The 22,665-nt window shown below is 67.6% G+C and carries 17 protein-coding genes and 1 pseudogene; 4 read left to right on the top strand and 14 right to left on the bottom strand.

The genetic code is table 11. The annotated features are described in order from the left end of the window. The first annotated feature begins 305 nt into the window (after positions 1-305). The 3 genes from HWX09_RS13590 to HWX09_RS13580 all read left to right on the top strand — a co-directional run bounded on the left by HWX09_RS13590 (position 306) and on the right by HWX09_RS13580 (position 7,157). On the top strand, positions 306-1,613 hold the full coding sequence (locus tag HWX09_RS13590) for a dicarboxylate/amino acid:cation symporter (RefSeq protein WP_027781870.1): 1,308 nt from the start codon (positions 306-308) through the stop codon (positions 1,611-1,613). A gap of 454 nt (positions 1,614-2,067) precedes the next feature. Then, positions 2,068-4,002, top strand: coding sequence for a hypothetical protein (locus HWX09_RS13585; protein ID WP_027781871.1), 1,935 nt, complete (start codon positions 2,068-2,070; stop codon positions 4,000-4,002). A gap of 269 nt (positions 4,003-4,271) precedes the next feature. Further along, positions 4,272-7,157 carry a beta-propeller fold lactonase family protein gene (locus HWX09_RS13580; RefSeq protein WP_027781872.1) on the top strand — a complete coding sequence of 962 codons (2,886 nt, stop codon included), beginning with the start codon at positions 4,272-4,274 and terminating at the stop codon, positions 7,155-7,157. A gap of 111 nt (positions 7,158-7,268) precedes the next feature. Here HWX09_RS13580 and HWX09_RS13575 read toward each other — a convergent pair. Next, positions 7,269-7,469, bottom strand: a pseudogene (locus tag HWX09_RS13575) (GNAT family N-acetyltransferase); the annotation flags it as partial. A gap of 132 nt (positions 7,470-7,601) precedes the next feature. Between HWX09_RS13575 and HWX09_RS13570 the strand changes: the two are divergent. Next, complete coding sequence (locus tag HWX09_RS13570; protein WP_027781873.1) at positions 7,602-8,432, top strand: peptidyl-prolyl cis-trans isomerase; 831 nt, start codon at positions 7,602-7,604, stop codon at positions 8,430-8,432. A 25-nt stretch (positions 8,433-8,457) separates the two neighbouring features. Here HWX09_RS13570 and HWX09_RS13565 read toward each other — a convergent pair whose 3' ends face one another. From HWX09_RS13565 to HWX09_RS13505, 13 genes are all read right to left on the bottom strand, one after another. Then, positions 8,458-8,895, bottom strand: coding sequence for a GNAT family N-acetyltransferase (locus HWX09_RS13565; RefSeq protein ID WP_027781874.1), 438 nt, complete (start codon positions 8,893-8,895; stop codon positions 8,458-8,460). 42 nt (positions 8,896-8,937) lie between these two features. Further along, the gene (locus tag HWX09_RS13560; RefSeq protein ID WP_027781875.1) at positions 8,938-9,891 is read right to left on the bottom strand and encodes a hypothetical protein; all 954 of its coding nucleotides are present in this window, start codon (positions 9,889-9,891) and stop codon (positions 8,938-8,940) included. A 238-nt stretch (positions 9,892-10,129) separates the two neighbouring features. After that, the gene (locus tag HWX09_RS13555; RefSeq protein WP_051421308.1) at positions 10,130-11,089 is read right to left on the bottom strand and encodes a hypothetical protein; all 960 of its coding nucleotides are present in this window, start codon (positions 11,087-11,089) and stop codon (positions 10,130-10,132) included. An 82-nt stretch (positions 11,090-11,171) separates the two neighbouring features. Next, entirely contained in the window at positions 11,172-12,638 is a 1,467-nt protein-coding gene (gene xylB / locus HWX09_RS13550) for a xylulokinase (RefSeq protein ID WP_027781876.1), read from the bottom strand. Beyond that, entirely contained in the window at positions 12,635-13,570 is a 936-nt protein-coding gene (locus HWX09_RS13545; RefSeq protein WP_027781877.1) for an AraC family transcriptional regulator, read from the bottom strand. Before HWX09_RS13545 ends, xylB begins: the two co-directional genes overlap by 4 nt. Positions 13,571-13,599: 29 nt before the next feature. Then, positions 13,600-14,793, bottom strand: a complete 1,194-nt coding sequence (ugpC, locus tag HWX09_RS13540; protein WP_027781878.1) for a sn-glycerol-3-phosphate ABC transporter ATP-binding protein UgpC — start codon at positions 14,791-14,793, stop codon at positions 13,600-13,602. Positions 14,794-15,110: 317 nt separating this feature from the next. Further along, a complete protein-coding gene (locus HWX09_RS13535; protein ID WP_027781879.1) occupies positions 15,111-16,145 on the bottom strand; it encodes an NAD(P)-dependent alcohol dehydrogenase in 1,035 nt (344 codons plus the stop codon). Between the two features lie 10 nt (positions 16,146-16,155). Beyond that, positions 16,156-16,998, bottom strand: coding sequence for a carbohydrate ABC transporter permease (locus HWX09_RS13530; RefSeq protein ID WP_027781880.1), 843 nt, complete (start codon positions 16,996-16,998; stop codon positions 16,156-16,158). Further along, positions 16,986-17,894: a sugar ABC transporter permease gene (locus tag HWX09_RS13525; RefSeq protein ID WP_051421309.1), complete on the bottom strand. Its 909-nt coding sequence runs from the start codon at positions 17,892-17,894 to the stop codon at positions 16,986-16,988. Before HWX09_RS13525 ends, HWX09_RS13530 begins: the two co-directional genes overlap by 13 nt. Further along, positions 17,878-19,152, bottom strand: coding sequence for a sugar ABC transporter substrate-binding protein (locus tag HWX09_RS13520; RefSeq protein WP_027781882.1), 1,275 nt, complete (start codon positions 19,150-19,152; stop codon positions 17,878-17,880). Before HWX09_RS13520 ends, HWX09_RS13525 begins: the two co-directional genes overlap by 17 nt. 201 nt (positions 19,153-19,353) lie before the next feature. Continuing rightward, the gene (locus tag HWX09_RS13515; protein ID WP_027781883.1) at positions 19,354-20,343 is read right to left on the bottom strand and encodes an amidohydrolase family protein; all 990 of its coding nucleotides are present in this window, start codon (positions 20,341-20,343) and stop codon (positions 19,354-19,356) included. Then, positions 20,321-21,268: a hypothetical protein gene (locus HWX09_RS13510; protein WP_027781884.1), complete on the bottom strand. Its 948-nt coding sequence runs from the start codon at positions 21,266-21,268 to the stop codon at positions 20,321-20,323. Before HWX09_RS13510 ends, HWX09_RS13515 begins: the two co-directional genes overlap by 23 nt. Positions 21,269-21,314: 46 nt before the next feature. Continuing rightward, the gene (locus tag HWX09_RS13505; protein ID WP_027781885.1) at positions 21,315-22,607 is read right to left on the bottom strand and encodes an MFS transporter; all 1,293 of its coding nucleotides are present in this window, start codon (positions 22,605-22,607) and stop codon (positions 21,315-21,317) included. Positions 22,608-22,665: the final 58 nt, after the last annotated feature.

The following is a 22,665-nucleotide window of genomic DNA, read 5'->3' as shown; positions in this document are numbered from 1 at the left end:
CCGCGTCGTTCCCGGCAAGCCGCTTCCTGCCTGTTCACCTGAAATTCCCCGGCATCCGGCCGCGCGGGGAACAGGCCGGACCGCGACGCAGCCCCTTCGCGGCGACACCAGGACGCAAATCAACCGATGCCGCTTTCAGAGTTGTAAGCCGGTGCACCATTTGCGTTAGAATGCCCCCCCTGTCCGTCCAGGCGACCGCCCGAAGCGGACAGGTCGCCCGCTTGGCGACACGGGTTTCGATTCGCAGCCGGACGCGAATGATTGGCCAGCCGTTGGCAACACATGCTTTGTAATTTGGATCACTAATGAAAAAGAAGCACAACATTACCAAGTACATCGTTGTCGCGATGATTCTTGGTATCGCCGTGGGTTACGCCTGCCATAGCGCGTTTCCCGACCCGAAGATGGCGAAGGAGATCGCCGGTTACGTGTCGTTGCTGTCCGACGTGTTCCTGCGCCTGATCAAGATGATCATCGCGCCGCTGGTATTCGCGACGCTGACCGTCGGCATCGCGCAGATGGGCGACGGCGGCGCGGTGGGCCGCGTGGGCGTCAAGGCGTTCGGCTGGTTCTTCATCGCGTCGTTCACGTCGCTGCTGCTCGGCCTGCTGACCGCGACGCTCCTGCAGCCGGGCAGCCACCTGAGCCTGCCGCTGCCGGCCGCCGATGCGGCGCTCAACCTGAAGACCGGCGCGTTCACGCTGAAGGACTTCGTCGTCCATCTGGTACCGAAGTCGATCGCCGAGGCGATGGCGAACAACGAAATCCTGCAGATCGTCGTGTTCTCGATCTTCTTCGGCACCGCGCTGTCGGCGCTCGGCGAAGCGGGCAAGCGCCTGACCGCCGTGATCGACGATCTCGCGCAGGTCATGCTGAAGGTGACGGGCGCCGTGATGGGGTTCGCGCCGGTCGCGGTGTTCGCGGCGCTGGCGTCGACGATCACGACCGAAGGGCTCGGCATCCTGCTCACGTTCGCGAAGTTCATGGCGAGCTTCTATTTGGCGCTCGCGCTGCTGTGGACCGTGCTGACGCTGGCCGGCGTGACGTTCCTCGGTAAGCGCACGTTCACGCTGATCCGGCTGATTCGCGAGCCGTTCCTGCTGTCGTTCGCGACGGCCAGCTCCGAGGCCGCGTATCCGAAGCTGCTGGATGCGCTCGATCGCTTCGGCGTGAACCGCAAGATCTCGAGCTTCGTGCTGCCGATCGGCTATTCGTTCAACCTCGACGGCTCGATGATGTACTGCACGTTCGCGGTACTGTTCATCGCGCAGGTGTACGGCATCCATTTGCCGCTCGGCACGCAGATCACGATGCTGCTGATGCTGATGGTGACGTCGAAGGGGATGGCGGGCGTGCCGCGCGCGTCGCTGGTCGTGATCGCGGCGACGCTCAACCAGTTCAACCTGCCCGAAGCCGGGTTGCTGCTGATCATGGGCGTCGACATGTTCCTCGACATGGGGCGCTCTGCCACCAACGCCGTCGGCAACTCGATCGCGGCGGCCGTGGTCGCGAAGTGGGAAGGGCAGCTCGGCGACCCGCGCGACGACGCGGATTCGGATGGCGACGCCGGGATCAAGCAGGTGGAAGCGCGGGAGACGGCGACGTCCGCATGATGTCCCCGTCCTGGTAGACGATGTAAGCCGGCCGGGATTCGACATGAGTTCCGGCCGGCGCGCGATACGCTCCGCTGGTCATTCCCTTGACCGCATCCGGCGATTTACCCGATTCGCCGAATCAACTCTCCGCTATCTCCGCCTTCGCCATATCGATACGTCGCACCCGAATCAGCGGCGTTATTCCCGAAGGCAAAAAGCCTGATTTTCCCGATATCGAATCGGGCCGTAAGTGAACGTTCACTGCGTCGGAGACACCCGTCTGCGCGGGCGGTCCGCAATTTTTTTCGATTTATATGAAGTTATGCTCGGCGTGGCCGAGTATCGAATGCGCGCCCGATGTAATACCGACCGGGCCGGATGATTCAGCGGAAGTATTTACGCGTGACCGATTTTCAAACCATCCGGCCGCCCCTTCATGTGAATGACACCACCATTCAGGAGAGCATCCGCCATGGTCGCCCGAAAACCGATTCAGGCCGTGCTGCTCGCCGCCGCGATTGCTACGATCGCGCCGGCCGGATACGCGGGCAATACCACCGACTGGATCGCCAATACCTACGGCACGCTCGCCGCCCACGTCGGTAACGTCGCGCGTTCGATGTGGGTCGCGCCCGAAGGGGTGATCTACACCGCGTCGATGTGGGACGAATATGAGGGCGGCGTCGCGATCTACCAGAACGGCAAGAGCGTCGGCTCGATCGGAACGCATTCCGAGTTCCAGGGCAGCGCGATCACGGGCAACGCGACGTCGCTGTTCGTCGCGCTGCAGCCCGGCAGCGGATACGGCAGCGGCGCGGTCGGGCGCTACAACCGCGCGACCCGTTACCGCGACAAGCTCATCCAGGTCACGGCGGCGACCAACCAGCCGCGCATCGACGTCGTCACCGGGCTCGCGACGGCCGGCTCTTTACTCTATGCGAGCGACTTCTACGGCAATCGCGTGCGCGTGTTCACCACCGATGGCGTGTGGCAGCGGGACATCGGCGTGTCGGCGCCGGGCGCGCTCGCGGTGGACGGCGCAGGCAACGTGTGGGTCGCGCAGAAGAGTGCGGGCTCGATCGTCGGCTTCAGCCCGTCCGGCGCGCTGCTGAATACGATCCGGCTGGCTGCCGGGTCGCGGCCGTCGGCGCTCTTCTACGATGCGGCGGCGGCGCAGCTGATGGTCGGCGACGAAGGCCCCGACATGAACATCAAGCGCTATACCGTGTCGGGCCGGCCCGCGCTGGCCGGCACGTTCGGCGTACGCGGCGGCTATCTCGACACGACGACGGGCATCAAGGGACAGGTCGGCCCGCAACGCTTCACGCGCATCGTCGGGATCGGCAAGGATACCGGCGGCAACCTGTATGTGCTCAACAACCCGTGGGGCGGTAGCTGGGATCTCGGCCGCAACGGCGCGACCGACATTCATGCGTACGGCAGCAGCGGCAACCTGCGCTGGACGCTGCAGTCGCTGAACTTCGAAGGCATCGCCGCGCCGGACCCGGTCACGGACGGCGCGCTGTTCTACGGCGGCACGCACGTCTACAGCGGCAGCGCGGGCGGCAAGTTCGTCGCGAACGCCGTCGATCCGTTCACGTATCCGTCGGACCCGCGCATCAACATGAGCGACACGCAGCGCGACGAGCATTTCGGATTGCTCACGTCGGTCGGCGCGAACCGGATCCTCGTTGCGGCCGGCCAGAATCCGCCGGTCTTCTACTTCTATCACTTCAACGCGGCGAACGGCTACATCGCGATTCCGGATGCATCGATCCCGGGCGCCGCGTTCAACACGACGCGGCGCGTGTCGGCCGGCTTCAGCCTCGACAGCCGGGGCGGCGTATGGGCCGGCCTCGACAAGACCGGCGCCATTTATCACTATCCGCTGACCGGTTTCGATGCGAGCGGCAAGCCGTCGTGGGGGCCGGGCGTGCCGACGCCGATTCCGGCGAGCATCCAGCCGCTCACGCGGATCGTCTATCTCGCGGACAGCGACACGATGGTGCTCGCGCAGGGCGCTGTCGGCAGCAACGACTGGACGTCGATCGGCACGCGCATCGAGGTGTATCACGGCTGGCTCGCGGGCAACACGACGAAGCCGAACCCGGTGATCACGCTGCCGCACAGCGGCGCGAAATCGATCGACGCGGCCGGCAACCACCTGTTCGTCGGCTACTGGTTCAGCAGCAGCGGGCCGCTGTGGCCGAACATCGATGCGTTCAACCTCGACACCGGAAATCTCGACACGACGCTCGTCAACGCGAGCCCGGCGACAGTTGACACCAGCAGCGCGATCGATGCGATGTACAGCGTGCGCGCGTATCGGCGCACGAATGGCGAATACGTGGTGACGAAGAACAACGTGAAGGGGAACAGCATCACCGTGTATCGGTGGACGCCGTGACGGGGATGCGTCGATCCCGGCGATGACAGTGCGAAGGCTGTCATCGAAACGCCTTCGCTGTAACGATGTGTAATTGTCCGGTCCGCAATGGAACCGGTCACGTGCTTGACATTGGGCGGCGATGTAATGCCGGCACGTCGGCGCTCGCCGACGCAACGTATTTCGATCGATTGGCACGGGCTCCCGCCGCTGTGCGATACGGGCAGACGACGCCAGGATCATGCCGGATACGTCAGACGATACTCGCCCCACTCGTACAGAGGATTCCTATGAGAAATGTCCCGATCAAGCGCGTGCTCCGGCTCGGCGCCATCATGTCGGCCGTGCTGCTCGCATCGCAGGCATACGCGGAGGGGTTCAATGCCGCCGATGCCGCCCGCGTGCCGAGCGGCCAGTTCGTCACGCCGCTGGCCGTGCGCGGCGCGGTCCAGCAGTTCCTGAATCCCGGGTTGCCGGCCTATCCGCATTTCGTCGCGGGCGAGGCCGTGCGCTCGCAACTGAGCCCGGACGGCAAGACGCTGGCGATCATCACGGCCGGCCAGAACTCGCTGTACAAGCCGGACGGTTCGGTCGATACCGCCGCGTCGACGCAATTCATCTTCCTGTATGACGTCGCGGGCGCGAACAAGACGCGTCCGGTGCTCAAGCAAGTGCTCCAGCAGACCAACGCGTTCGTCGGCCTGGTGTTTTCGCACGACGGCGGCACGCTCTATGCGACCGGCGGCAGCGACGATGCGGTCTACGTGTATGCGCAGCACGGCGGCGCGTGGGCGCTGTCCACCACGATCGCGCTCGGTCACGGCGGCAAGGGCGTCGGCATCCGCGTGCAGCCGAACGCAGCCGGTCTCGCGCTGTCGGCCGACGGCAAGACGCTCGTCGTCGCGAACAACTACAACGATTCGATCAGCGTGATCGATACCGCGACGGGCAGCGTGCGCTACGAGCACGACTTGCGCCCGTTCTTCTCCGGCAACGAAGGCCGCAGCGGCGATGCCGGCGGCACGTTCCCGTTCGCGGTCGTCATGAAGGGCAACGGCGTCGCGTACGTATCGTCGGATCGCGATCGTGAAATCGTCGCGGTCGACGTATCGTCGCCGTCGCATGGCCGCCTCGTGAAACGTATCAAGCTGGACGGCAACGCGCTCGGCATGACGCTCGACGCGTCGCAGTCGATGCTGTTCGTCGCGCAGGACAACGCCGACCAGGTCGCGGTGATCGACACCAACAGCAACGCGGTCGTGAACCGGATCGATGCACGCGCGCCGGCCGGCGTGCTCGCGCACGGCCAGGCACATACGGGCGCGGCAACGTACGCGGTGACGCTGTCGCGCGACGGCCGCACGCTGTATGCGACCAACGCCGGCGCGAACGAAATCGCCGTCATTCCGCTCGTCGGCGAGCGCGCGTATCGCGTCACGGGTCTGATCCCGACCGCGTTCGAGCCGCACGACGTGACGTTCAGTGCCGACGGCACGTGGATGTACGTCGTGAACGGCAAGAGTACGACCGGCCCGAACCCGGACCACCTGTTCGGCGCAACGCCGGCGCAGGCAGCCGCGTCGCATGCATCGAACGAATACCAGTTCCAGCTTGAGCGGGCGTCGCTCGTGAGCGCGCCGGTGCCGGCGGCCCGTGAACTGCCGATGCTCACGCAGCAGGCCGCGCGCAACAACTTCTATCGTCCGGAAGACAACGACCGCGACAACGAAGTGATGGGCTTTTTGCGCCGTCACATCAGGCACGTGATCTACGTCGTCAAGGAAAACCGCACGTTCGACCAGGTGCTCGGCGACATCGGCAACGGCGCCGACGGCGATCCGCGGCTGGCCCAGTTCGGCCGCAACATCACGCCGAACTTCCATCGTCTCGCGAGCCAGTTCGTGACGCTCGACAATTTCATGAACCCGGGCGACGGCAGCATGGACGGCTGGTCGTGGGCGCTGCAGGGGCGCGTCACCAACACGGAGACGATCACCCAGCAGATCAATTACGCAGCGGTCAATCGCGGCCTGTCGTACGAGAGCGAAGGCACCAACCGCAGCGTGCCGGTCAACTGGGACACGGTTCAGCAGCGCGACGCGGCGGCCGGCCCGGCCGGCACGACGAACTACAGCAACGCGGCGGCGGCCCTGCCGGGCGGCGCGGCGAACCTGCTGCCCGGCACCGGCAACCATGCGTCGTCCGATGCGCCGTTCGGCCGCCAGCGCGGCTATATCTTCGACGCGGTGCTGGCCGGCGGCGGCACCGTCCGCAACTACGGCTTCCTGGTGAACAACATCGGCAGCATCGGCACGGCCGCGAACCCGATCGTCGATCCGCACGCGGCCGGCATCGTGCAGGCCGCCGCGCTCGACCCGCGGCTCGCGCCGATGACCGACGTGTATTTCCGCGGCTTCGACCAGACGTATCCGGATCAGTGGCGTCTCAACGAGTGGAAACGCGAGTTCGACCAGTACGTCGCGAGCGGCAACCTGCCGACGCTGTCGCTGGTGCGCCTGTCGCACGATCACATGGGGGCGTTCGGCACGGCGTTCGCCGGCGTGAATACGCCGGAAACGCAGCAGGCGGACAACGACCTGGCCGTCGGCCGGCTCGTCGAGGCCGTGGCGAAGAGCCCGTATGCGAACGACACGCTGATCGTCGTGACCGAGGACGACGTGCAGGATGGTCCCGATCACGTGGATTCGCACCGCGGGCCCGCGTACATCGTCGGGCCGTATGTGAAGCAGGGCGCGGTGATCCGTACGCGCTACAGCCAGGTCAATGCGCTGCGGACCATCGAGGACGTGCTCGGCACGCAGCACATGAACCTGAATACCGCGTACCAGCGGCCGATGACCGACGTGTTCGACGTGCATGGCCCGGCATCGTGGAGCTATACGGCCGTCGCGTCGACGGCGCTGAAGGGCACCGGGCTGCGCGTGGCCGAAGAGGCGGGCGAGAACCCGCTGCGATACGCGGCCGGCCCGGACGTCACGCCGACGCATGATGCCGCCTACTGGGCGAAGGTGACGGCGAAGTTCGACTTCGACGATGCCGACGAGGTACCGGCGGATCAGTTCAACCGCGTGTTGTGGAAGGGGATGATGGGCGCGCGGCCGTATCCGAAGCTGCGCGGCGTGACGCAGAAGGTCGCGAGCCGCGACGACGACTGATCGTTCGAGCGGGCGATGTGGAAGCGGGCCCTTCCGGCGGGAGGGCCCGTGTTTTTTTGGGCGCGCATGGCAACCGCAGGTATCGCCGACAGCCGACGGGGCCGCGCGACGTCACGCGCTCCATATCAGCGTCGCACTGCGTTCCGTTTCCGCCGCAAGCCGGAACCCGAGCCGTTCGTAGAGCCGCCGTGCGGGATTGCCGTGCAGCACGCCGAGCGATACGGGTACGTGCTCGCGTGCGGCTTCGGCCGGCAGTTCGCGCAGCACGGCTTCGCCGATGCGGCCTCCTTGCCGCGACGGGAGGATCTGGATCCCCAACCTCCCGACGCACGAACGCGGTTCCGTGCACAATGACAGCGACCCCCGCGGATGCTGCGCGGGCGTGCCCGATGAACGGGCGCGGCTGCCTCCTGCCGCGTTTCTCATGCTCGAAGTGACAACCCGATGAAAATGAAAACGACACCGAACCGCCTGTTGACGATCGTCGCGCTGGCCGGCGCGCTGAGCGGCCCTGTCCACGCACAGACGGCCGCGACCGTCGCGACCGTCAACGGCACGCCGATCACGCAGACCGACGTCGATACGCTGCTGCGCGCGTCCGGGCAGCCCGATTCGCCGCAGATCCGCCAGGCGATCAAGAATCAGTTGATCACGCGCGTGCTGGTTCAGCAGGCGGCCGAGAAGGCGAACTACGCGGACAAGCCCGAGGTCAAGGCGGCGATGCAGCAGGCGAAGGTGACGGCCGAGGTGCAACTGTATCTGCGCGACAACGTGAAGCCGGAGCCGGTGACCGACGAGCAGGTCAAGGAGCGCTACGACGAACTCGTCGCCGCGCTCGGCAAGAACGAATACAAACCGCGCGTGATCGTCGTCAAGGATCCGGTCGCGGCGGCGACCGTGCTGAGCGAGCTGAAAGCGGGCAAGTCGTTCGACGGGCTCGCGCGCCAGTACAGCGTGGCGCCGAGCCGCGATACCGGCGGCGAGCTGCCGTGGGTGAGCTTCAACACGCCGGCGGCGGAAGGCAAGACGGCCGGGTTGCCGCTGCCCGTCGCGCAGGCACTCGAGAAACTGACGGTCGGCGCGGTGACGAAGGATTCGATTCCGGTCGATGGCGTGCGGGCGATCGTGAAGCTGGATGCGAAGCGGCCGACGCAGGTGCCGGCTTTCGAAACCGTGAAGCCGACGCTTCAGCAGCAGTTGCAGGCGATCGCGGCCGAGAAGGCGAGTGCGCAGATGATCGGCAATCTGCTGAAGGACGCGAAGATCACGCAGTAACGCGACGGCGTCCAATCGCCGGGCGTCACGCGTGCCAGATCAGGTTCGCGCTCGTGTCGGTGTCCGACACGACGCGAAAGCCGAGTCGCTCGTAGAGCCGCCGCGCGGGGTTGCCGTGCAGCACGCTGAGCGATACCGGCACGTGCTCGCGCGCCGCGTCGGTCAGCAGTGCGTGCAGCACGGCTTCGCCGATTCCCTGCCCCTGGCGCGCGGGGAGGATCTGGATCTGATGGACGTGCCATTCGCCGGCGGCGCGCGTCACCTTCAGCAGGCCGATGGCGTCGGCGCCTTCGCAGACGATCATCGCGTCGTCGAAGTTCGCGCGGATGCGCCGGTCGTGCGCTTCATCGTCGGTCGGCGCGCCGACGCGCTGCAGGTGCTCGGTCATCGTGAGCTGACGGAGCGTCAGCAGGAATGGGAGATCTTCCTGAGACGCAGCACGCAGATGGATCGCGGGTTTCATGAGTGGTGAGCGGCTGTGTCGGGCGCGAGGCTTTGGTGCGGATCACAGGCCCGACAACGGAATCTGCAGGCCGGCCGGGCGATGTTCGAGGACATTCGTGACCTCGTACTCGGTTTTTGCGCCGTCCGAAGTTTGCCACTGCTGCATACGGACATTGCACAACAGCACGTCCCCCTTGCTGAAACTGATCTGGCTGTTGTTCACGCGCGACAGGAAGCCGGCATCGGTGATCGTCGCGTGAATCGTCGACGTGCCGTCGTACAGGCGCCACTTGTTGTCGTCCTTGAACGCGAGCGACACGATCGAGAACGCCATCTTGCGATGCTCGTCGAGCAGGAGCGCATCGGTTGGCTCCGGCGCGTGAAACCATGCGATCTCGTTGCGGGCGACCGTCTCGTACACCTCGGTATCGGTGCCGGCCGCGAAAATCTCGATGCCTTCGCGCGCGAGCGGCGCAAGCACTTGCGCGGTGGCGCGGCGAACGCGGACGTCGCGCAGCAGCGTGAGCACGGGCAGGTCGATTTCGAGTGTGTCGCCGTCGACGTCCAGCACCGCGGTGTGATCCTGCATCCGCACGTGCGTGATCTCGCGCCCGCGCAGCCATTTGAGGACGGCGAAAAGCCCCGTCCTCGCCCTGGGTGCGGCGATGCCGAGCGCGGTCAGGATCGTGACCGCATTGGCGAGCGCCGTGCCTTCGTTGCCGCTCAGCATGTCGCGCATGCGGCCGAGCAGCGAGGTCGCGAGTGTGAAGTCGATGCCGAAGCTGCCGGTCTTGAAGCTGCCGCGCACGTTGACCTGTGGCCGGACCTGATCGCCGCATAGTGCGCGCGTCGACGCGTCGAGCAAATCGCCGAAGGCGAGCAGCGCGGGCGCGAGTTCGCGCACGTCCATCTCGGACGAATCGAGCGTGGGCCCGTCGTATGTGATGCGAAATCGGCTCATCGCGTCGCAGGGGCCGAGATCGGCCGGGCCGGTACTGTTTCCATTTGCGGTCATGTGGCGTGCTGGCAGGAGAGGTGGACGATACCCGAAACGAACGCTTTCGGATGTCCTTCATGTTGCACGTGAATGACCGTCTGCGCGCGATTTTGGCCATCCGGACAAGACGACTTGCCGACGTGTCCCGATAACGCCCGGCAGGCAGCGAACTTGTCCGATCGCGTCGATCCGGATGCGAATCCATGTCAGGTTCCTGCGACGTCGAGGTCGATTTCTACCCGCTTGTCGCGTGCCATCATGTTCTCCGACGGACAGGTCGCGACAGGTTCATTTCCCGCTCCGTGCGAAGCATGATGGCGCGCGCTTCCGGCCGCCGCGCGATCCGCTCCCGTACCTCCGGCGCCGCGAGGCACGTGGCCACCGCTTCATACCCCGGCGCGCCCGGGTAAGGCGCCACGCGCGCAGGCGGGCTGTGATTGGCCGGGCACAACAGGATGGTTTCGTCGGGGCCGACCGCTGCCAGATCGAGGATCGCCGTCGAGCGCGTCAACAGGAACAGCGGCCGCATGCCGACGGCCGCACATTCGCGCAGATGCGCGATCAATGCCAACTGCGTGGCCCGGTCGAGGCCGTGCTCGATCATGTCGACGATCCGCACGCGCGGGCTTTCCGCTTCGAGGCTGACGAGCAGCGCGGTCAGCGCCGCCGACGGTGTCGCGCCCCGGCCGGCGAGCAACGCCGACGTGCGATCGACGCGCGACTTCAGTGCCGGATCGGCGCGCAATGCAGCGGATGCCGCCGCACAATCGTCGTCCAGCCGATCGAGGCCCACGAACACGGCGCCGGGCAGTGCGTCGGCCAGCTGAAGCGCGAGCCGCGTCTTGCCGCTCCCCAGCGAACCGATGATGTAGTTCAACGGGCGGATATCGCGACACTCGAACCGTTCGCCGCCCCACGGCCACGGCAGGCTGAACGCGATACCCGCGTCCGTTTCGCCGAGCAGCCGCGTCAGTTCGCCGTCGGCCGGCATCCGGCCGCGCGCGAGGCCGGCGCGCATCGCGCGCACGCCGTCGAGCTTGCTCACGAGCGCCTGAATCCCGTGATCGAGCGCCGCTTCGTGAGCGGCCAGCGCGGCATCGAGACCGCGCGCGTCGCCGTCGAGCACGCTCGCCACCTGCGCGAGCGTGAGGCCGAGCTTGCGCAGCGCCGCGATGTCGGCGGCCGATGCGTTCAAACGGGGTGTGTCCGTACCCATCCGTCACCTCTTTGCCGTCGATTCGTTGCGGTCAGCATAAAGGCGATCCCAAGGGCCGGGTCAAGCGCGATCGCGCTGGCGCTCAGTCGGCGGCCGCGAACTCGTCCCGCAGCGCGCGATACAACCGTCGATAGCGCGCGAGCCGCCCCGCCAGCAGATCGACCGAAGCGGCATCGGGCACGACCGTCTCCGTGACGGGCGGCGCGACGCAGACTTCAGCCAGGGTGTCGCCCGTCGCCGCAAGGCGCGCAAGCCGCGCGGCGCCGAGCGCCGCACCGACCGCGCCGTCCGCATGGCGTTGCATCGCGAGCCCGGTCGCATTTGCGCACAGCCGCGCCCAGAACGCGCTCTTCGAGCCGCCGCCGATGAACGACACCGCGTCGAGCGCCGTGCCGGCCGCGCGCAGCGCGTCGTAGCCGTCGGCCATCGCGAACGCGACGCCCTCCATCACCGCATACGCGAGATCGTCGGCGTCGTGTTCGTTCGACAGCCCGAAGAACACGCCGCGCGCATGCGCGTCGTTGTGCGGCGTGCGCTCGCCGCCGAGATACGGCAGGAACAGCGGCGCGCGGGCCGGATCGGCGCGTTCGGCGCGCGCGGCCAGCGCGCCGGCGGTCGTGCCCTGCGCGCGCGCGAGCCAGTCGAGGCTCGCGGCCGCCGACAGGATCACGCTCATCTGGTGCCAGCGCCCTTCGACGCAGTGACAGAACGCGTGCACGGCGGCGTCCGGGTTCGGCGCGAAGCGGTCGTTGCCGGCGAACAGCACGCCCGACGTGCCGAGCGACAGGAAGCCGCTGCCGGCGCCCGTGACGCCCATGCCGATGGCGGACGCCGCGTTGTCGCCGGCGCCGCCGGCGATCGTCACGGGCCCTGCGATGCCCCATTCGCGCCGCAGCGCGTCGCGCAACTGCGCGGCGGCCGCGTTGCCTTCGACGAGGCGCGGCATCTGCGCGCGCGACAGCTCGGTCGCGGCGAGCATCCGGTCGGACCAGTCGCGGCGCGCACAGTCGAGCCACAGCGTGCCCGACGCGTCGGACAGGTCGGACACGAATTCGCCGGACAGGCGCCAGATCAGGTAGTCCTTCGGCAGCAGCACCTTGTGCACCGCGCGAAACACGGCCGGCTCGTATTTCGCGAGCCACAGCAGCTTCGGCGCGGTGAAGCCGGGCATCGCCATGTTGCCGGTGATCGCGCGCGATTCCGGCACCAGCGCCTCGAGCTGGATACATTCGGTGCCGGCGCGCGTGTCGTTCCACAGGATCGCGGGGCGCAGCACCTGGTCCGCGCGATCGATCAGCGTCGCGCCGTGCATCTGGCCGGACAACGCGATGCCGCGCAGCGCGGCGAAGCCGGCCGGGTGCGCGGCGCGCACCGACGCGATCGCGTCGAGCATCGCGTGCCACCACGCCTGCGGGCTTTGTTCGGACCAGTGCGGATGCGGCCGGCTGATCGACAGCGTGGCCGAGCCGGTCGCGAGCGGGACCGATCGGGAATCGGTGAGGAGAACCTTGACCTCGGACGTGCCGAGATCGATGCCGAGATATGTCACGTATGAAGCGTCCTTTCTGGGGCGCGCGGCGGCGCGCGTCGCGGGGGCGGCGCGTCGTCGCGGCCGTGCGGTTCGTTGAGCCGGTGCAGCGCGCGGAACTTCGACGGCGGCACCTGCTTCATCGCGAGAAACTGACGGTTGAAGTTCGACAGGTTGTTGAAGCCAACCCGGTAGCAGATGTCGGTCACCGTCAGGTCGGAAAACATCAGCAGCTCGCAGGCCTCGTTGATGCGCAGCCGGTTCAGGTAGCGCACGAACGACGAGCCGGTGTGACGCCGGAAAAACCGCGTGAAGGTGCTGACGCTCATGCCGGCGAACGCGGCGACGTCGGCTTCGCGCAGCATGCCGGGCAGGTTCTGCTGCAGGTACGACAGCACCTGGTTGATGGTCGACGACATGTAGTGCTGCGCGTCGCTGCGGTAGCCGGGCCCCGCGAGCACGCGCCGTTCGCGGCACGACGACAGCCGGTCGAACAGCGACATCAGGATCTCGACGCGCCGGCAGCCGTGCGCGTTCGCGAGTTCGAGCATCAGCGGCGCGACCTCGATGCCCACGCGGTCGGGAAACTGCACGCCGCGCGCCGCGTCGTCGATCAGGTCGATCACCGGCTGCAATTCGCTGAACGCGCCGACCATCTTCTCGATCGCATCGCGCGAGAACTGCAGCACGACGTCGCGCGACGGCACGCGTTCGCCGCCAGCGAGCTCGCTGACCCAGTTGTGCGGCAGATTCGGCCCGGTGACGATCAGGTTGCCCGGACCGAAATCGCCGATGTGGTCGCCGACGAACACCTTGCCGCGCGACGCCTGGATCAGGTGAATCTCGTACTCGGGATGGAAGTGCCACTTCGCGACCGAATGCGGATAGTCGTGGACCCACGCGCGGAACGATTCGTCGCGGTGGGTGGGAACGATCTCGAGATCCGGATTCATCGTGTGCTCCGTCGGGATGTGCCGGCGTGCTACGAACGGGACATCGACCAGCCCGTCGGGGCAGGCGGCGCGGCGCGCGTCGCGGCCGCCGGCGCCGCCGCGTGCGCGATCGGGTTCGCCTCCGGCAGCGAGACGTTGCGCTCGGTGCCGGCGTCGAACAGATGCAGGGCTTCTTCGTCGAAGCGCAACGCTACCACGGCGCCCTGCGTCGGGGCCATCGGGGCCGGCACGAGTGCCGCGCACGGCTGGCCGCGCCAGTCCAGCGTGACGAGGGCCTCGGCGCCGAGCAGCTCGACGAGTTCGACCGTGCCGGTCAGCGTGAGCTCGCCCGGGGTCGGATCGCCGTCGGGGACGAGCCGCAGGTGGTTCGGGCGAATCGCGGCCTTCACCTGCTGGCCGTCCTGCAGCCGGGCGAAGCGTGAAGACGCGAGCGGCCAGCGCGCGCCGTTGCAGTCGAGCAGCACGTTCGTGCCGACGCGCTGGATCGTGCCGTCCGCGAAGTTCATCGCGGGCGTGCCGACGAAGCCGGCCGCGAACACGGTATGCGGCTGGCCGTACAGCTCGGCCGGCGTGCCGATCTGCTCGATGTGGCCGCCGCGCATCAGCACGACGCGGTCGGCGAGCGTCATCGCTTCGAGCTGGTCGTGCGTGACGTACAGCGTGGTCGTTTTCAACCGCCGGTGCAGCCGCTTGATGTCGCCGCGCAACTGCGTGCGCAGCTTCGCGTCGAGATTCGACAACGGCTCGTCGAACAGGAACACGGCGGGCGTCTTGATCATCGCGCGCGCGATCGCCGCGCGCTGCTGCTGGCCGCCCGACATCGCGCGCGGACGGCGCTCGAGCAGCGCGTCGAGGCTCAGGATGCGCGCGACGTCGCGCACGCGGCGGTCGATCTCGTCGGCCGGCACCTTCAGGCGCCGCAGGCCGAACGCGATGTTGTCGTACACCGTCATGTGCGGATACAGCGCGTAGTTCTGGAACACCATCGCGACGTTGCGCTCGCGCGACGGCAGGTCGTTGACGACCGCGTCGCCGATCACGAGCTCGCCGCCGGTGATCGCCTCGAGGCCCGCGATCATCCGCAGCATCGTCGACTTGCCGCAGCCGGACGGGCCGAGCAGCACGATGAATTCGCCGTCGGCGATCTCGAGGTCGAGCGGATGCAGCACGGCGGGGCCGCCGTCGTAGTGCTTCGACAAAGCCTTGCAGGTGATCTGGGCCATGGTTTAGGGCGTGTTCACGCTAATAACGGGTTTGCGCTGGCCCCCAGAAGGGCCGAGCGAGAGGATTGCGACGAAGCGAATACTCGACGTATTCGCGAGGAGCATGACGCGGCGATCGGCCCTTCTGGGGGCCAGCCCCGCGAATGAATTTTTCCAAACAGGGGAACGTGCCTTTCCGCCCACATTGCGGCGTCGTGCGTCGCTTGTTTGGCGCGGCCAAACGGCGCTCCTTTCTCCTTGCACGCGCCCAAAGGAAGTCCCCTTGGGGGACGGGCGGAAAGGCACGTTCGCAAACCCGTTATTAGCGTGAACACGCCCTAATCCATTTCGATCTGAATCTTGATGTCGCGCGGCTGCCCGCTCGCCGCTTCCTCGAACGCGCGCACGCTTTCGGAGAAGGGGAACGTGCGCGAGATGAATGGCTTCACGTCGATCGCGCCGGACGCGATCAGCGCAAGCGCGCGCGGGAAGATGTTCGCGTAGCGGAACACCGATTCGATGCGGCCTTCCTTCGCTTGCAGCGCGACCACGTCGAGCGGCACCGGCGCGACCGGCATCCCGATCAGCACCGCGCAGCCGCCCGGGCACATCAGGTCGACGAGGCCCGCATACGCGTTCGCGCTGCCGCTGGCCTCGAACACGACGTCCGCGCCCCAGCCGCCGGATGCGTCGGCCACCGCGTCGGCCAGCGCCTGCGTGCGCACGTCGACGGTCGTGACGGCCCGATTGCCGGCGAACAGCGCGAGCTTGTCCGGCACGACGTCGGCGAGGATCACGCGCGCGGCGCCGCCGGCCAGTGCGGCGAGCGCCGTCATCGCACCGATCGTGCCGGCGCCGATCACGACCGCGAGGTCGCCCGGCTTCATCGCCGCCTTCTTCGCGGCCTGCAGGCCGATCGACAGCGGCTCGACGATCGCGCCTTCGGCGAACGACACGTTGTCGGGCAGCCGGTACGTGAACGCGGCCGGATGCACGACGAACGGCGTCAGGCAGCCGTGGATCGGCGGCGTCGCCCAGAAGCGCACGTCGGGATCGAGGTTGTAGAGCCCGCGCAGCGTCGCGGGCGAATCGAGGCGCGGCACGCCGGGCTCCATGCACACGCGGTCGCCGACGCGCAGATGCGTGACGCCGGCGCCGGTCTCGACGACGGTGCCGGACGCTTCGTGACCGAGCACCATCGGCGCATCGACGCGGAACGGGCCGATGCCGCCGTGAACGTAGTAATGCACGTCGCTGCCGCAGACGCCGACCGTGTGGATCCTGATCCGGACGTCGCCGGGGCCGACTGCCTGCGGCAGGTCGATGTCGCGCAGCGCGAGCTCGCGCGTGCGTTCGAGTACGAGCGCTTTCAACATGTTCTCCTTATTTTCCCTTGACCAACGAATTGAGCAGCCGGCTCAGCATGCCGACGAATACGAGCGGCGGCAGCGCGAGCAGCACCGTCGACGCGTTGATCACGCCCCACGGCACTTCCTGGCCGAGCGACGTGAACGCGGACGCGACCACCGGCAGCGTCGCGCTGCGCGACGAAGTGAGTGCAAGCGCGATCATCAGTTCGTTCCACACCAGTACGAAGCTGAACACGATGCCGCCAAGCAGCGTGCTCGCGCACACCGGCAGCGCGATATGCCAGAACACCGCGTACGGGCCGTAGCCGTCGAGCGCGGCGGCTTCCTCGATCTCGCGCGGCAGCCGGCGAAATACGGGAATCGACAGCCATGTGATGGTCGACAGCGTGACGAGCAGGTACGTGACGATCATCGACAGCTTGGTGTCGTACAGCCCGAGATCGACCCAGATCGCGATCAGCGGCAGCGCGACCGCGACGGGCGGCAGGAAGCGCAGCGACAGCAGGAAGAACTGGATGTCGCGCTTGCCGCGCACCGGGTAGCGCGCGATCGCATACGCGGCCGGCACGCCGAGCACCGCGCCGATCAGCACGGCCGCGCCGACGATCGCGATGCTGTTGCCGAGCCCGATCAGGACTTCGGGGCTCGACAGCACCTGTTCGTAGTTCGCGAGCGTCGGCGTGAAGAAGAAGCGCGGCGTCGGCGTGACGATGTCGAGCAGGTGCTTGAGCGAATTGAGCACGGCCCAGAACAGCGGGAACGCGGCGACGAGCAGGATCGCGCCGGCGATCGCGACGGTGGACACGGTGGCGGCGGAGCCGCGGCGAGCCATTCGGCGAGCCGTCAGTCGTCCCATTTGTTGACCCTCTTCCAGATGAGCGTGAAGACGAGCGTGGTCGCGACCATCATCAGCACGGCCATGCCCGACGCATACGACACCTTGCCGGCGAGGCCGATGCCCTGCTGGTACGCGTAGAGATCGAGCGTTTCGGTCGCGATGCCGGGGCCGCCCTTGGTCATCACGTAGATCAGGTCGAACGAGCGCAGCGACTCGACCATCTTGATGAACACGAGGCTCACGAGCGGCGCCTTCAGCATCGGCAGCGCGATGTACGCGTGCACCTGCCACGTCGTCGCGTAGTCGAGCCGCGCGGCTTCGAGCGGCTCGGGCGGCAGCGTCTCCAGCAGCTTCAGAATCACGACCGCGAAGAAGAGGCCCCACTGCCACACGTCGACGAGCGCGACCGCGTACAGCGCGAGATGCGGATCGGCGAGGAACGCGGTGTGCTCGACGCCGAGCGTGCCGAGCAGCCAGCTCAGGATCCCGGTGAGCGGCGCGTACATGAACTTCCAGATGAACGCGGCCGACACGCGCGGCAGCAGCACCGGCATGATCAGCACCAGCGACGCGAAGCGGCGCCAGCGACCGTGCACGCGCTCGAACAGGAACACCGCGAGCGCGATGCCGACCAGCACCGCGCCGGCGACCGTGACGACTTCCCACAGTACCGACACCTCGATCGCGTTCAGGAAGCGCCGGTCCGACGCGAGCCGGACGAAGTTGCGCAGGCCGACGTATTCGCTGTCCGGGTAGCGCAGCACGCGGTTGCGCAACGCGAGGTTGATCGCGGCGATCGTCGGGACGAGGCTCAGGACCGCGAGCAGCGCGAGCGTCGGCGCGAGGAACACCCACGGCAGGCTCGTGCGGTCGCCGAGCGCGCGTCCGCCGGCGCCGTCATTTGCGAGCGCCATGTTCGAGCGCGTCCTTCGCGTACTGGTCCGCGTCGTCGAGCGTGCCGCGGATATCCGTCTGCGTGCCGGTGAACACCTGTTCGAGCGCGATGCCGAGGTTGTCGCCGATGTCCGGCCACTGCGGCGTGCGCCAGATCGTCACCTGCGTGACGGGGTTGGTATCGTTCAGCCCGGCCTGGATCTGCGGCGCGACGTGCTGCTTGAAGTACGGGCTGCCGATCGTGCTCGCGCGGTTGTAGTCGCTGAATACGCCGTTGCGCAGCCGCGCTTGCTCCTGGTCCTTGCTGGTCGCCCACGCGATGAAGCGGCCGGCGGCCATGCGCGTGCAGTCGTCCTTCGCGCCGACCGCCGAGATCGCGAAGCCGTGGCCGTACGCGGCCGACGGCAGCGGCGCGGGCGGCCGCGTGTAGCCGACCTTGCCGGCCACGCTCGACTTGCTCGCATCTTCCATCCAGTCCGCGAACGGCGTCGATTCGATCATGAACGCGACCTTGCCGGAACGGAACGCTTCGAGTGCGTTGCTCCAGTCGTAGGTGGCGGCGCCGGGCGGCGCGTACTTGAACAGGTCGCTGTAGAGCTGCGTGGCCTTCACGGCGGCCGGCGAGTTGAACGCGGGCTGGCCGCCCTTGTCGGTCCACGCGCCGCCCATGCCGAGCATGAACGGCGACCAGCGCCACACGTTCATCCCCGAGCCGCGCTGGCCGCGCGCGACCCAGCCGTACAGCTTCGGCGGCGCGTTGAGCTTCTTGATCGCGGCGACGAGCTGGTCGAGCGTCTTCGGCACCGGGATGTGCGCGGCGTCGAGCAGGTCGCGGCGGTAGAACAGGAAGTCGCCGCCGCCGATCAGCGGCGCGAAGTACGCGACGCCGTTGTAGCTCGCGACCGCGCGGCGGCCGGGCAGGAAGTCGTCGTAGTCGTATTCCTTCGGGTAGTACTTGAGGAGCGGCACGATCCAGTTGGCCGACGCGAATTCGGCGACGTTCGCCTCGTCGACGTAGTAGATCTGGTAGGAGCCCGCGCCGGTCGACGCGTCGAGCCGCGATTTCGCGCGGCGGTCGTTCTCGCCGAAATAGCTGATCTCGACCTTCGTGCCGCTCTTCTTCTCGTAGTCGGCCAGCGATTTCTCCATCACCGACAGGCCGAGGCTCTTTTGCGCGAGCACCCGAAGGGTCGGCACCTTGCAGACCTGCGCGGCCGCGACGCCCGGCAGACAGGCGCCGAGCAGCAGGCCGGCTGCGACGATTCGCATCTTGTTCACCCGTGTCTCCTTGATTCTGCTTGTTCGATCGCCGTCAGGCGACGGCAGGATCAATGGTGGGACGCGGGCGATGTGTTCACCACATCAAAAGAAAAGACGGACCGATACTTTTTGCTCAGGATCGGTCGTGCGATGCACAAAATGTGGTGGTCGGGGCGGGTGCGGCGCCCGGCCGAGGGGAGGCACGGAGGCAATGCGGCGTTACCCGCGCGCCGGACGCTGCGGTGCGTCGAGCGCGATCCGGTAGACGCGCATCGCGTTGTCATGCCAGATCGCACGGCGCGAGACTTCGTCGAGGTGCCCCATCGCGCCGGCAAACGTGCGCAGCAGCGCCGGATACGACACCCGCAACCCCCCCACCGGAAAATTGCTCGCGAACAGGCAGCGCTCCCAGCCGAAGATCGCGATCGTGTCGCGGATGATCCGCGCGTTGTCCGCGTCGTTCCATACCGCATCGCGCAGGCCGAGCTCGGAGATTTTCACGGTCGCGCGCGGCAACGCGGCGAGCGCTTCCATACCGCTGCGCCAGCGCGCGAGCCCGGCTTCGGAACGATCCCACGGCAGCCCCGCGTGCTCGAGCACGACGTCGACTTCGGGCGCGTCGGCCAGCATCGCGGCCGCGTCGCCGAGATGCCAGAACGGCACGCGCAGATCCCAGCTCAGGCCGTGCGCGGCGAGGCGTTCGAGCGCGGCCGGCCAGCGCGGATCGTGCAGCGTCCCAGGCGCGCCGTCGATGACGGCATCCGGCGACGCGGCGGTGCGCGGTTTGAACCGCACGCCGCGCACGCGCGGCCATGCGGCCTGTTCGGCGAGCCGTTCCTCCGCGTCGTCGGCCAGCAGATCGACCCAGGCGACGACCGCCGACGGCAGCCCGTGCGCGGCCGCGACCTCGTGCAGCCAGCGCGTTTCCGCGAGCGCCTCGTCGCGCGCGCGTTCGGCTTCGACGTGCACGCTGGCGACGAGCGGCGCCGCTTGAGCGGCGAGCCGGTAGTCGGCCATGCCAAAATCGCGGCACAGCGCCGCGTAATCGCCGAACATGAAACGCGCGGGATCGTACTGCGCCTGCAGCCACGGGTAGTGCGCGCCCGCATCGAGCCGCCACAGGTGATGATGCGCATCGACGAGCGCCGCCGGCATCGCATCCGCCGGCGGCACGTCGCCGAGCCGCTCAGCGCGCGCCTGCGAGCACATACGACGCATCCGGTTCGCGCAGCGTCGGCAGTGCGCTGACGAAACGCCACGCGTCTAGATCGAGTTCGCGGACATGGTCGTCCTGGAACGACACGTACGCGGCGCGCCGGGACGGATGGAACGACAGCGCGGTCGGATTCGCGGGCAGCGCGATGCGCTCGATCTCCTCGAGCTGCCGCGCGTCGAACACCGAGATCGACTGCTGGCCCGAATTGGTCAACAGCAGCAGGTCGCGACCGTCGGGCGCGCTCGTCCGGTAGATGCGATTCGGATCGCTGCGCGTTTTCACGCGTCGGCCGCAGGTCATCGTCTCGGTGTCGATCTCGACCAGCGTGTCGTCGCCGCGATTCGCGACGAACAGCGTGCGCTCGTCGCTCGACAGCGCATTGCCTTCGGGGCGGGGGCCGGGCATGACCGCGCGCGGCGCGAGCGTCGCGTCGCGCGGATGGAATCGCGTGACCGTGTTCGACAGCAGATGCACGCCGTACGCACGGCTCGCGTCGCGCGTGAGCGTCACGAGGTGCGTCTTCACGCCGCCGGACGGCACGGCCATGTTCGGTACCGGTTGCCGGGTCGGCTCGTCGAATACGAGCAGCATGTCGTGCGCCTCGCTCATCGCGTACAGCCGGCCGTCTCGGTCGCTCGCCATCCCGTGCGGCCGATAGTACGGCCACAGGTCGAGCATGCGCGTGTGCGTGCGCTCGACGAGATCGATCTCGGCGATCCGGTGATCGCCTTCATGGCCGCGCGACCATGCGGTCTCGATCCCGAAAATGCCGACATACGCATGGCGCTCGGTCACGTCGACGGTGAATTCGTGCGGGAAGTTCGGCAACACGATGTGCTTGAGCGGCGCTTTCGTATCGAGGTCGTAGAAACTGAAAGTGTGGGCGCATTTCTGCACCAGCAGCAGGATGTCGTTCATGGTGTGTCTCCGGTGTTTCGTTCGCGTGGCCGCGTGTCGATGTGCTTCAGTCTTCGCAGCGGCGGGGCAGCGTCAGCGCGAGCAGGCCGGCCACGGCCAGCGTGACGGCGAGGCTGTACACGCCGGCCGCCGCGCTCACGTGCTGCGTCAGCACGCCGACCGCATACGGGCCGCAGAAGCCGCCGAGATTGCCGAGCGCGTTGATGAGCCCGCGTGCGCTGCCGGCCGCCTCGACGCTGCAGAGCTTCGGCGGAATCGCCCAGAACACGCCGGCCGCCGCCTGCAGGAAGAAGCCGCAACCGATCAGGAACGCGAACGACACGGCCATCGACGCATGCGTGAGCACCGACAGCGCGAGGCATGCGGCGAAGCCGACGAGCGGCAGCAGCACGAACAGGCGCCGCTTGCCGGTCCGGTCGGACCAATACGACGTGACGAGCATTCCGATCACCATCGCGACGTACGGCAGGATCGCGAGCAGGCCGATCCTGCCCATCCCGCTGTGCGTGAGGTTTTTCAGCAGGGTCGGCAGCCACATCGTATAGCCGTAGATGCCGGCCTGATAGCAGAAGTTGATCGCGATGAGCAGCCAGATCGTCGGGTGGCGCAGCAGCGCGCCGAACGAGGCGGCCGCCGGCGTGCCGGCCGCGCACTTGCGTTCGCGCTCGTCGCGCAGCGCGTCGAGGATGTACGCCTTCTCGCGCGGCGACACCCACCGTGCGGTCTCCGGGCCGTCGTCGGCGAACAGCATCCACACGACGAGGCACAGCAGCGACAGCGCGCCCGCGCTGAAGAACAGGTGATGCCAGTCGTACGCGGCGAGGATGAAGCCGGACAGCGGCGCGGTGATCATGCCGGCGAGCGGCACGAACAGGATGACCATCGCATTCGCGCGGCCGCGTTCGCGGTCGGGAAACCAGTGGCTGACCATCGTCAGCACGACGGGCAGCATCCCGCCCTCGGCCACGCCGAGCAGGAAGCGCAGCGTCAGGAGTTGCCACGTATGGGTGACGAGCCCGGTCAGCACCGACAGCACGGCCCAGCTCACGAGCGACCACGCGATGAAGGTCTTGCCGCTGCCGAGCGCCGCGCGCCGGCCGCCGGGAATCTGCAGGAACAGGTAGCCGAAGAAGAAGATGCCGCCGGCGAGGCCGGCCATCGTCGCATCCATGCCGAGGTCGGCGTTCATCCCGCCGGGCATCGCGAATGCGATGTTCACGCGGTCCATGTAGGAAATGATGCAGGCGAGCAGCAGCGGCGGGATCACGCGCAGCCAGCGGCGGCGCGGAATGGCTTCGCCGGCTTCGTATGCCGGGGTCGCGGGGTTCAGCAGGGTCATGGTGTCTCCGTCCATCCGATGAGCGGCGGCGGCCTTCTGTCGGGCCGCCGTCACGCCG

Origin of the sequence: Burkholderia sp. BCC1208 (genome assembly GCF_902833095.1) — a bacterium.
Lineage (GTDB): Bacteria > Pseudomonadota > Gammaproteobacteria > Burkholderiales > Burkholderiaceae > Burkholderia.
The sequence above is the reverse complement of the archived record's forward strand: the minus strand, read 5'-3'. Positions and strand labels throughout refer to the sequence as shown.

What these genes read in the sequence shown, in the direction of transcription:
- HWX09_RS13570 (WP_027781873.1), top strand. Translation starts at nt 7,602, where the DNA reads ATGAAAATGAAAACGACACCGAACCGCCTGTTGACGATCGTCGCGCTG.
- HWX09_RS13580 (WP_027781872.1), top strand. Translation starts at nt 4,272, where the DNA reads ATGAGAAATGTCCCGATCAAGCGCGTGCTCCGGCTCGGCGCCATCATG.
- ugpC (WP_027781878.1), bottom strand. Translation starts at nt 14,793, where the DNA reads ATGGCCCAGATCACCTGCAAGGCTTTGTCGAAGCACTACGACGGCGGC.
- HWX09_RS13530 (WP_027781880.1), bottom strand. Translation starts at nt 16,998, where the DNA reads ATGGGACGACTGACGGCTCGCCGAATGGCTCGCCGCGGCTCCGCCGCC.
- HWX09_RS13585 (WP_027781871.1), top strand. Translation starts at nt 2,068, where the DNA reads ATGGTCGCCCGAAAACCGATTCAGGCCGTGCTGCTCGCCGCCGCGATT.
- HWX09_RS13555 (WP_051421308.1), bottom strand. Translation starts at nt 11,089, where the DNA reads ATGGGTACGGACACACCCCGTTTGAACGCATCGGCCGCCGACATCGCG.
- HWX09_RS13565 (WP_027781874.1), bottom strand. Translation starts at nt 8,895, where the DNA reads ATGAAACCCGCGATCCATCTGCGTGCTGCGTCTCAGGAAGATCTCCCA.
- HWX09_RS13590 (WP_027781870.1), top strand. Translation starts at nt 306, where the DNA reads ATGAAAAAGAAGCACAACATTACCAAGTACATCGTTGTCGCGATGATT.
- HWX09_RS13545 (WP_027781877.1), bottom strand. Translation starts at nt 13,570, where the DNA reads ATGAATCCGGATCTCGAGATCGTTCCCACCCACCGCGACGAATCGTTC.
- HWX09_RS13505 (WP_027781885.1), bottom strand. Translation starts at nt 22,607, where the DNA reads ATGACCCTGCTGAACCCCGCGACCCCGGCATACGAAGCCGGCGAAGCC.
- HWX09_RS13560 (WP_027781875.1), bottom strand. Translation starts at nt 9,891, where the DNA reads ATGACCGCAAATGGAAACAGTACCGGCCCGGCCGATCTCGGCCCCTGC.
- HWX09_RS13525 (WP_051421309.1), bottom strand. Translation starts at nt 17,894, where the DNA reads ATGGCGCTCGCAAATGACGGCGCCGGCGGACGCGCGCTCGGCGACCGC.
- HWX09_RS13510 (WP_027781884.1), bottom strand. Translation starts at nt 21,268, where the DNA reads ATGAACGACATCCTGCTGCTGGTGCAGAAATGCGCCCACACTTTCAGT.
- HWX09_RS13515 (WP_027781883.1), bottom strand. Translation starts at nt 20,343, where the DNA reads ATGTGCTCGCAGGCGCGCGCTGAGCGGCTCGGCGACGTGCCGCCGGCG.